Below are 8114 nucleotides of genomic sequence, written 5' to 3' on the forward strand. Positions count from 1 at the left end.
GGGCGATGACCGCACGGTCGGCCAGGTCGCCGAGGAGTTCCATCGCGCGCCGCCGGAGAGCCGGCGACAGGTCGGGATCGTCGACGACCCGCTGGAGGTGGTGGCGGTGCCCGTGCCGGGCCGCGGTCGTGAGCGCGGCCTCGGCTGCGGCCGGCCCGGCGTTCGCCGAAGCCGGGCCGAGAAAGGGGGCCAGCAGCCCGGCCGGCAACGGATCCAGCGCCGCCCATGGCTCGGCGAGCTCCTTGAGCACGTCGGCCGTGACGTCGGTGACGTCCGTGGTTCCGGCACCGAGCAGCCGCATCAGCTGTTCGCGGACCAGCGCCGGAGCCAGCAGCCCGGCGTGCAGGCCCTGCCGGGCCAGTCGCAGCGCCGCGGCCGTCAGCACCGGGTCGTCGGTGCGCGCCAGCTCGTCCACGAGCTGCCCGGGTCGGTGCGCGTCGGCGACGGATGCTCCCCGTACGGCCTGGTACAGCAGCTCTCCCGGCGGTTCCTCGCGGAGCGCCGCCGGATCGTTGAGGAGCTCCGCGCGCAGCCAGGCGATCCGCACCCGCACCGGCAGCGGCGCCGCACGCCACAACGGCCAGGGCCGCCCGTCGAGGTGCGGCCCCAGCCGTTCGTAGAGTCCTGCCAGTACGAGCGCCGCCTCCGGCGGTCCGGCCGCCGATCCCGGCAGCTGCGCGGCGAACGCGGCCGACTCGACGTCGTCGGGTCGGGGGTCCGAGGCGAGCCGCTCGCTCAGCAGGGTCAGCCCCAGGTACCGGACCCGGGGATTCTCGTGCCGGACGAGACGTCCGAAGACGTCCGGCGAACAGTCCCGCACGTCCAACCGGTCCGCCAACCGGCCGATGTCGGCCCGGCGGAGCGCATCGTGGAAATCTTGGTCTGCCGGAGTCGTCATCACCGGATGCTAGCCGCGGCGATTCCGGCTCCACCAGCCGGTTTCCGGTAGCAGGTATCCGGAGGACCCGGCCTTAGTTCACATCGATCGCGGTGATCACGGGATTCCCCAAGGGCGCGGACTGCTCGTCCAGACCGGCGCCGCGCAGCGCGCTCTCGGCGAGGGCGAGGGCCTCCGCACGTGCTGTACCGCTGTTCTCCGCCTCCACTTCCAGACGGAGGGTGAACGTGGAGGTGTCCGGGTTCAGGCTCAGCGCGTCGAGATCCGCGGACTCGCCCTCCGCGACTTCATGGGGATCGGTGCCCTGGAGAGCGGCCAGGATCTTCCCCCTGGTCTCAGGGGTGAGCGGCGCCTTCAGGGTGCCCGGCAAGGAGACGACGAAATTACTCATGAGCGTCGACTACCCACTGCCGGGCATTTCCCACCAGGCCGGTGCCGGTGAAGCGCCCGGACGGGGCACAGCGTGCGCGGCGGCCCCTGGGCGACATTCCCGCAGGCGGCGGGCCATGGACGGGAGTCCGCGTCGATCGTTCCCCGGGAACGGTCCGGCCGTTCCAATCGTCTACAGTGCTGTAGACAGACAGCTCCGCCGCGGGCCGCCGGTAACGGACCGTGCCGGGCGCTCGGTGGGTGAGGAGGCAGGCCGGCATGATCGCGAACCGCGTCGACCCCGGCGATACGCGGCCGCGCGCCCACTTCCCGCTCTCCCTGGCCGCCGCCGCGGTCTGCGCAGGGGCCTTCGTCCTGCTGGCGGTGTTCGTCCTCATCCGCCACGGAGCGCCGTTCCCCGGGGACGGGGCCGCGCACACCTGGTCGATGGTCCACCGGCCGCACCTCGCGTTGACCGTGGCGCGCCGGATCACCGCGAGCGGTACGGGGTTCTGGCCGTACGCGATGGCGGTGGCCGCCGGGCTGATCGTGGGGCGTGACACCCGGCAGCGGATGTACGCGGTACTCGGGGCCGCGGTCTTCCTCGGCGTCGGGCAGGCCGTCCGGTACGGCCTGATGGAAGCGATCGGCCGGGCCCGGCCGGCCGTCGGCGACTGGGCCGGCCACGCGTCCGGCTTCGCTTTCCCGTCCGGGCACGCCACCACCTCGGCGATGGCCGCCGGTCTGCTGGCCTGGGCCGCGGCCGTCCGCGGCCGCCCGGCGGTCGCGCGAGTGTGCTGCGCCGTTCTGCTGTGCTGGGCCGCGGCCGTCGGCGGCACCCGGGTCTACCTCGGCATGCACTGGCCGAGCGACGTCCTTGCCGGATGGCTACTGGCCGCGGCGTGGATCGGTCTCGGCGCGACCCTTTACGCGCGGTACTTCGCGCGCCGTGGCCTGGATGGCGGCAGGCCCCCGAACTGACGATGCGTCACCCTGCCGCCGGTCAGCGGACGGCGTAGCCCCGCAGGCCGTTCTCGACGAGATCGAAGGCGGCCTTGGCCCGTGCCACCGCGTCCTCGTACATGGCGCCCGGGCGGGCCGTCGCGTTCACCGGGGTGCCGCTGCCGCCCGGCCCGGGTCAGGTACAGTGTTGCCGTCGTTACCAATGATCAACTGAGGAGGTGGGACCCATCACCGCTGTATCAGGTCGGGTGCTCCCCCTTCGCGGCCGTGCGGCTCACCGTCAGGCATAGGTGACCCGCGGGAGCGCCCAGAGGCGTTCCGAAAGGCTCATCGTGCCGGCTTCACCATCAGTGTTTCCCTTCCCCGCCATCGTCACCAGGCTTCGCGCCGCCGGCTGTGTGTTCGCCGAGGACGAGGCGGAGTTGCTCGTCTCCACCGCACGGACCCCCGCCGAACTCGCCGCCATGGTGGAACGGCGCGTCGTCGGTCTGCCCCTCGAACACGTCCTCGGCTGGGCGGAGTTCCACGGCCACCGGTTCGTCGTCGACCCCGGGGTCTTCGTGCCCCGCCGCCGCACCGAGTTCCTCGTCGATCAGGCGGCGGCCCTGCTCCGGCCGGGGTCCGTGGTCGTCGACCTGTGCTGCGGCTCGGGCGCCCTGGGCGCCGCGCTGGTGTCCGACCGGAACGGGGACCCGGGTTCCGGGCCCGGCCCGGTGGAGTTGTACGCCGCCGACATCGACCCGGCCGCGGTGCGGTGCGCCCGGCGCAACGTCGACGCCGTCGGTGGCCAGGTGTACGAAGGGGACCTCTACGCGCCGCTGCCCGGTCCGTTGCGGGGCCGGGTCGGAATCCTGCTCGCGAACGTGCCGTACGTACCGACCGAAGAGATCGAACTGCTCCCCACGGAGGCCCGGGTCCACGAGGCCCGGGTGGCACTCGACGGCGGTACCGACGGACTGGACGTCCTGCGGCGGGTGACCGCGGAAGCGGCCCGTTGGCTGGCCCCGGGCGGCCATCTGCTCTTCGAGACCAGCGAGCGGCAGGTACCGGAGGCCGTCGGCATCGTCGCCCGCGACGGACTGATTCCACGGGTGGCAACTTCGGAGGAGCTGTACGCCACCGTCGTCATCGGCACCAGGCCGCCGGGGTAAATCCGGGTGTGCTCCCGGCAGCGCGCGTGATACTCCTCGATGCCATGGAAGATCTTGTGACGGCGCGGCTGGTGCTGCATCCGATGAGCGTCGTCGAGGCGCGGCAGGTGATGGCGGGAGTGCCCGGGGAGGGGGCCCGGTGGGCACCGGGGTATCCGGACCAGGGGGATGTCGCCGGCGCCCGGCGCTTCCTGAACACCTGTGAGCAGAGCGGGGATCCCCAGCCGTTCGGCGCGTACGAGCTCCGCCGCCGCGAGGACGATCTGGTGATGGGCGGGCTGGGTTTCCACGGCCCCGCGGACGAGAACGGAGGCGTGACCATCGGCTACGGCCTGGTCCCGGCCGCCCGGGGGCACGGCTACGCGGGCGAGGCGCTGCGCGCACTGCTGGTGTTCGCGCGCGCCCGCGGCATTTCCCGCGTGCACGGTGACACCGCGCGGGAGAACATCGCGTCGCAGTGCGTCATGGCCGCGGCGGGCATGCGGCTCGTCGCGGAGGACGAGCGGCTGCGGTACTACACGATCGAGTGGACGGGGATGCCCGGGACGACCTCGGAGAACGCCTGACCGCGCCCCGGTGGCACCGGCTGCCCGCCCTCACGCTGCTACGTCCCGGAGGGTGGGTTGTTCATGGTTTGCGTGCCCTCTCGGCGTCCCGCGCGTTACATCGATCATGAACGTTCGTCGATTTCTCACTGCCGCCGCCGCAAGTTCCGCGCTTCTTGCCGCCGCCGCCCCCTGTGCCCAGGCTCTTGACTTCGGAGGAACCCTGAGTGGCACGGCGCAGACCGCCGCGACCACCGGCCAGCAGGCCAAGGAAGCGGCGCAGGGCGTCGTCGGAGACAAGCTGGACAGGAAGGTGGGAGCGGTCAAGGACACCGTGAAGGCGGGCAAGGACGCGGTGAAGGCCGGCCACGAACTGGTCAGCTGAGCGCACCCGCAGTTCGGGCGCCGTCTCCCGGTCCTCCTGTTCCTCCCGGTCGGCGACCGGGTGACGCTGCCGGCGACACCAGGAGGATGCGTCGCGGCCCGGACCGGCGCGGGTAACTTCACACCCACGCCGGTCCGCCCGAAGCCCCGTGCCGGTCACCGGCTCAGGTCCGATGCCTGAGCCCTCCATGATCGGGAAGGGGTGGGAGATGCCCGTCGTACCTGATCCCGTCGTCAAACTCGTCCAGAGGTCCAACGAACCGGTCGTCGCCCAGACCCTGCGCTCCACCGCGGCAGCGGTCATCGCCTATCAGGCCGCGGTGTGGCTCACCCCCCAACCGGCCCCTCTGACGGCGCCGCTGACCGCGCTCCTCGTCGTCCAGGTCACCCTGTACGCCACACTGACGACGGGGATCCGCCGCGTCAACGCGGTGGTGGCCGGCGTCCTCATCGCGAGCGCCTTCAGCTCCCTGGTCGGGCTGAACTGGTGGACTCTGGGCCTGACGATCCTCACCTCGCTGGTCATCGGACGCTTCGTACGGGTGGATGAGTTCGTCCCCGAGGTCGCGATCAGCGCCATGCTCGTCCTGGGTGTCAGCCAGGTGGCGAACACCGCGTGGGACCGCATCCTGGAGACCCTGATCGGGGCCGGCGTGGGTCTGCTGTTCAACCTCCTGTTCGCGCCACCCGTCTGGGTGGAGTCCGCGGGGGAGTCCATCGAGGGGCTGTCCCGCCGCATGGGCCGGCTCTTCCGCGACATCGGCGCCGAGCTGTCCGGGCACACCCCCGTCGAGCGCGCCGCCGGCCGGCTGCACGAGGCCCGCCGTCTCGACCACGACATCGTCGAGGTGGACGCCTCCCTGCGGCAGGCGGAGGAGAGCCTGCGGTGGAACCCGCGGGTCCGCGAGGGGCTGCTGTCCCGGGTCGTCCTGCGGACGGGCCTGGACACGCTGGAGATCTGCGCCGTGGTGCTGCGGGTCCTGACCAGGACGCTGACGGACCTCGCGAAGGAGCGCACCGAAGAGGCGCTGTTCCCCGCCGACGTGGCGGTCGCGCTCAACGAACTGCTGCGCCATGTGGCCATCGCCATCGAGAACTTCGCCGTGCTGATCACCACGCAGGTCAGCGCGAACGCGGAGGAGGCGGAGGACGAGCTGAGCCGGGCGCTCGAGCAGAGCGGCGCGCACCGCGAAACGGTGGCGCATCTGCTGCTGGACAAGGTGCGCGAGCACCCGCGCCAATGGCAGCTGCACGGGGCGCTGCTGGCGGAGATCGACCGGATCCTGGACGAGCTGGACGTGGAGAAGCGCTCGGTCCGGCTGGTGGAGGAACTCGACCGTTACTCCCGTGAGCAGCGCGAGCGCTTCCCGCGCCTGGACGCCTTCAAGCGGCGCCTGCTGGGCTCGGGTCCGCGCCTCTCCCGGGCCGATCCGTGATGCCGGACACGAGCCCGCAGGGGTGTCGGGCGGTCAGTCGACCTTGACCCAGTCCATGGTGCGTTCCACCGCGCGCTTCCAGTCCGCGTAGCCCGACTCGCGGCGGTCCTCGTCCCATTCGGGATCCCAGCGGTGGGCCTGGTTCCAGTTGGCCCGCAGCTCGTCGGTGTCGCGCCAGAAGCCCACGGCCAGGCCGGCCGCGTAGGCCGCGCCCAGCGCCGTGGTCTCGGCGACCTGCGGACGGATCACGGGCACGCCCAGTACGTCCGCCTGGGTCTGCATGCACAGGCTGTTGGCGGTGACGCCGCCGTCGACCTTCAGTACGGCCAGGTCGACACCGGAGTCCTTGGCCATGGCCTCGACGACGTCGCGGCTCTGGTAGCAGATCGCCTCCAGGGTGGCCCGCGCGATGTGCGCGTCGTTGTGGAAGCGGGCCAGACCGACGATGGCGCCGCGCGCGTCGGAGCGCCAGTACGGCGCGAACAGGCCGGAGAACGCGGGCACGAAGTAGACGCCCGCCGAGTCCTCGACACGGCGGGCCAGGGTCTCGCTGGCCGCCGCGTCACCGATGATGTGCAACTGGTCCCGGAGCCACTGCACCGCGGATCCGGTCACCGCGATCGAACCCTCCAGCGCGTAGACCGGGTCCTGGCCGGCGAATTGGTAGGCGACGGTGGTCAGCAGCCCGTGCTGGGAGCGCACCGGACGGTTGCCGGTGTTGAGGAGCAGGAAGTTGCCGGTGCCGTAGGTGTTCTTCGCCTCGCCCTCCGCGAAGCAGACCTGGCCCACGGTGGCGGCCTGCTGGTCACCGAGGATTCCGCTGATCGGTACGCCTGCCAGCGGGCTGACGTCGGGCGACTGACCGTACCCGGCCGGTTCGCTGGACGGTTTGATCTCCGGGAGCATGGCGCGGGGGATGGCGAAGAACGACAGGAGTTCGTCGTCCCAGGCCAGCGTCCGCAGGTCCATCAGCATGGTGCGGGAGGCGTTGGTGACGTCCGTGATGTGCACGCCGCCCCTCGGGCCGCCGGTGAGGTTCCACAGCACCCAGGTGTCCATCGTGCCGAAGAGCGCGTCGCCGCGCTCGGCGTCCGCGCGGACCCCGTCCACGTTCTCCAGGATCCACTGGACCTTGCCGGCGGCGAAGTAGGTGGCAGGCGGCAGCCCGGCCTTGGCGCGGATCACCTCGCCCTTGCCTTCGCGCTCCAGGGCGCTGGCGATCCGGTCGGTGCGGGTGTCCTGCCAGACGATGGCGTTGTAGTACGGCCGCCCGGTGTGCCGGTTCCACACCAACGTCGTCTCGCGCTGGTTGGTGATGCCGAGGGCGGCCAGGTCGCTCGCCGCCAGATGGTGCTTGTTCATGGCGGTGGCGACGACCGAGCGGGTGCGCTCCCAGATCTCCACCGGGCTGTGCTCCACCCAGCCGGCCTTGGGCAGGATCTGCTCGTGTTCCAGCTGATGGCGGCCGACCTCGTTACCGCCATGATCGAAGATCATGAAACGGGTGCTCGTCGTGCCCTGGTCGATCGCGGCGACGTAGTCCGCCATGTCGGTTCCTCCACGCGTGATCGCTGCTGACGGCCGGCCGGGACGGCCGGTGGGACGGCTCCGTGCCGGGGACGGGATCCGGGTATCTGTCGGAGACGGCCGCGGTCACTCGTCCTCGGGCAGGATGCTGCCCGCCGGCTGTTCGGCGTGCTCCGGCAGGAACGGTCTGACGACGTAGTGGTAGACGGCGGCGCCGATCGGGCCGCCGATGAGCGGGCCGACGATGGGCACCCAGAAGTAGAGATCGCCGTACTGGTCGCGCCACGCGCTGTTGTAGCCGGTGATGTAGCTCGCCAGCCGCGGACCGAAGTCACGGGCCGGGTTGATCGCGTACCCGGCGTCGGTGCCGATGGCCATGCCGATCGCCACCACGAGGAACCCGATCAGCAGGGGGCCAAGGTTCGCCTTGGGAGCGGTGTTGAGTACATCGGTCAGCGCCATGATGACGAGCAGCAGGATGGCCGTGCCGATGATCTGGTCGCGGAGCGCGCCCCATTCGCTGATCGGGAAGACGCCGTTGCCGGGCAGGGTGGAGAACACCCCCTGGGTCTTGATGGTGTGACCCGGGTCCGCCTTGGCGAGGACTTCGGAGGAGTTCCAGCGCACCAGCAGCGCGGCGGTGAAGGCTCCCGCCGTCTGTGCCAGCGCGTACGGGGCGACCCGCGCCCATGGGAAGCCGCGGAACATGGCCAGCGCGAGGGTCACGGCCGGGTTGAGATGCGCGCCCGACAGCCGTGCCGCGACGTACACACCGAAGGTGACGCCGAACCCCCACGCCCACGCGATGCTGTCGTGGTCGCCCAGGTCGGCGGCGACGACC

7 protein-coding genes and 2 pseudogenes are annotated in these 8114 nt (G+C 71.5%); 5 read left to right on the forward strand and 4 right to left on the reverse strand.

Annotated features, from left to right (window positions below; genetic code table 11):
• Nucleotides 1-898, reverse strand: a pseudogene (locus tag O3W51_RS45665) (HEAT repeat domain-containing protein); the annotation flags it as partial.
• A 73-nt stretch (nt 899-971) separates the two neighbouring features.
• Complete coding sequence (locus tag O3W51_RS45670) at nt 972-1289, reverse strand: hypothetical protein (protein ID WP_138355633.1); 318 nt, start codon at nt 1287-1289, stop codon at nt 972-974.
• A 257-nt stretch (nt 1290-1546) separates the two neighbouring features.
• Between O3W51_RS45670 and O3W51_RS45675 the strand changes: the two genes are divergently transcribed.
• The 5 genes from O3W51_RS45675 to O3W51_RS45695 all read left to right on the forward strand — a co-directional run bounded on the left by O3W51_RS45675 (nt 1547) and on the right by O3W51_RS45695 (nt 5746).
• The gene (locus O3W51_RS45675; RefSeq protein ID WP_138355634.1) at nt 1547-2248 is read left to right on the forward strand and encodes a phosphatase PAP2 family protein; all 702 of its coding nucleotides are present in this window, start codon (nt 1547-1549) and stop codon (nt 2246-2248) included.
• 332 nt (nt 2249-2580) lie between these two features.
• Entirely contained in the window at nt 2581-3381 is an 801-nt protein-coding gene (locus O3W51_RS45680) for a putative protein N(5)-glutamine methyltransferase (protein ID WP_244809633.1), read from the forward strand.
• Nucleotides 3382-3425: 44 nt separating this feature from the next.
• Entirely contained in the window at nt 3426-3947 is a 522-nt protein-coding gene (locus O3W51_RS45685; protein ID WP_138355636.1) for a GNAT family N-acetyltransferase, read from the forward strand.
• Between the two features lie 106 nt (nt 3948-4053).
• Entirely contained in the window at nt 4054-4311 is a 258-nt protein-coding gene (locus O3W51_RS45690) for a hypothetical protein (RefSeq protein ID WP_138355637.1), read from the forward strand.
• Nucleotides 4312-4519: 208 nt separating this feature from the next.
• Nucleotides 4520-5746 (forward strand): FUSC family protein, encoded by a 1227-nt coding sequence (locus O3W51_RS45695; RefSeq protein WP_164606770.1) that lies wholly within the window; start codon nt 4520-4522, stop codon nt 5744-5746.
• A 33-nt stretch (nt 5747-5779) separates the two neighbouring features.
• On the opposite strand, the gene glpK is transcribed toward O3W51_RS45695, so the two are convergent.
• On the reverse strand, nt 5780-7294 hold the full coding sequence (gene glpK / locus O3W51_RS45700) for a glycerol kinase GlpK (protein ID WP_198357522.1): 1515 nt from the start codon (nt 7292-7294) through the stop codon (nt 5780-5782).
• Nucleotides 7295-7399: 105 nt separating this feature from the next.
• Nucleotides 7400-8114 (reverse strand): annotated as a pseudogene (locus O3W51_RS45705) (MIP/aquaporin family protein); the annotation flags it as partial.

The sequence above is a fragment of the Streptomyces sp. H39-C1 genome, assembly GCF_027158125.1.
GTDB lineage: Bacteria > Actinomycetota > Actinomycetes > Streptomycetales > Streptomycetaceae > Actinacidiphila > Actinacidiphila fildesensis.

What these genes read in the sequence shown, in the direction of transcription:
- glpK (WP_198357522.1), bottom strand. Translation starts at nt 7,294, where the DNA reads ATGGCGGACTACGTCGCCGCGATCGACCAGGGCACGACGAGCACCCGT.
- O3W51_RS45685 (WP_138355636.1), top strand. Translation starts at nt 3,426, where the DNA reads ATGGAAGATCTTGTGACGGCGCGGCTGGTGCTGCATCCGATGAGCGTC.
- O3W51_RS45670 (WP_138355633.1), bottom strand. Translation starts at nt 1,289, where the DNA reads ATGAGTAATTTCGTCGTCTCCTTGCCGGGCACCCTGAAGGCGCCGCTC.
- O3W51_RS45675 (WP_138355634.1), top strand. Translation starts at nt 1,547, where the DNA reads ATGATCGCGAACCGCGTCGACCCCGGCGATACGCGGCCGCGCGCCCAC.
- O3W51_RS45695 (WP_164606770.1), top strand. Translation starts at nt 4,520, where the DNA reads ATGCCCGTCGTACCTGATCCCGTCGTCAAACTCGTCCAGAGGTCCAAC.
- O3W51_RS45690 (WP_138355637.1), top strand. Translation starts at nt 4,054, where the DNA reads ATGAACGTTCGTCGATTTCTCACTGCCGCCGCCGCAAGTTCCGCGCTT.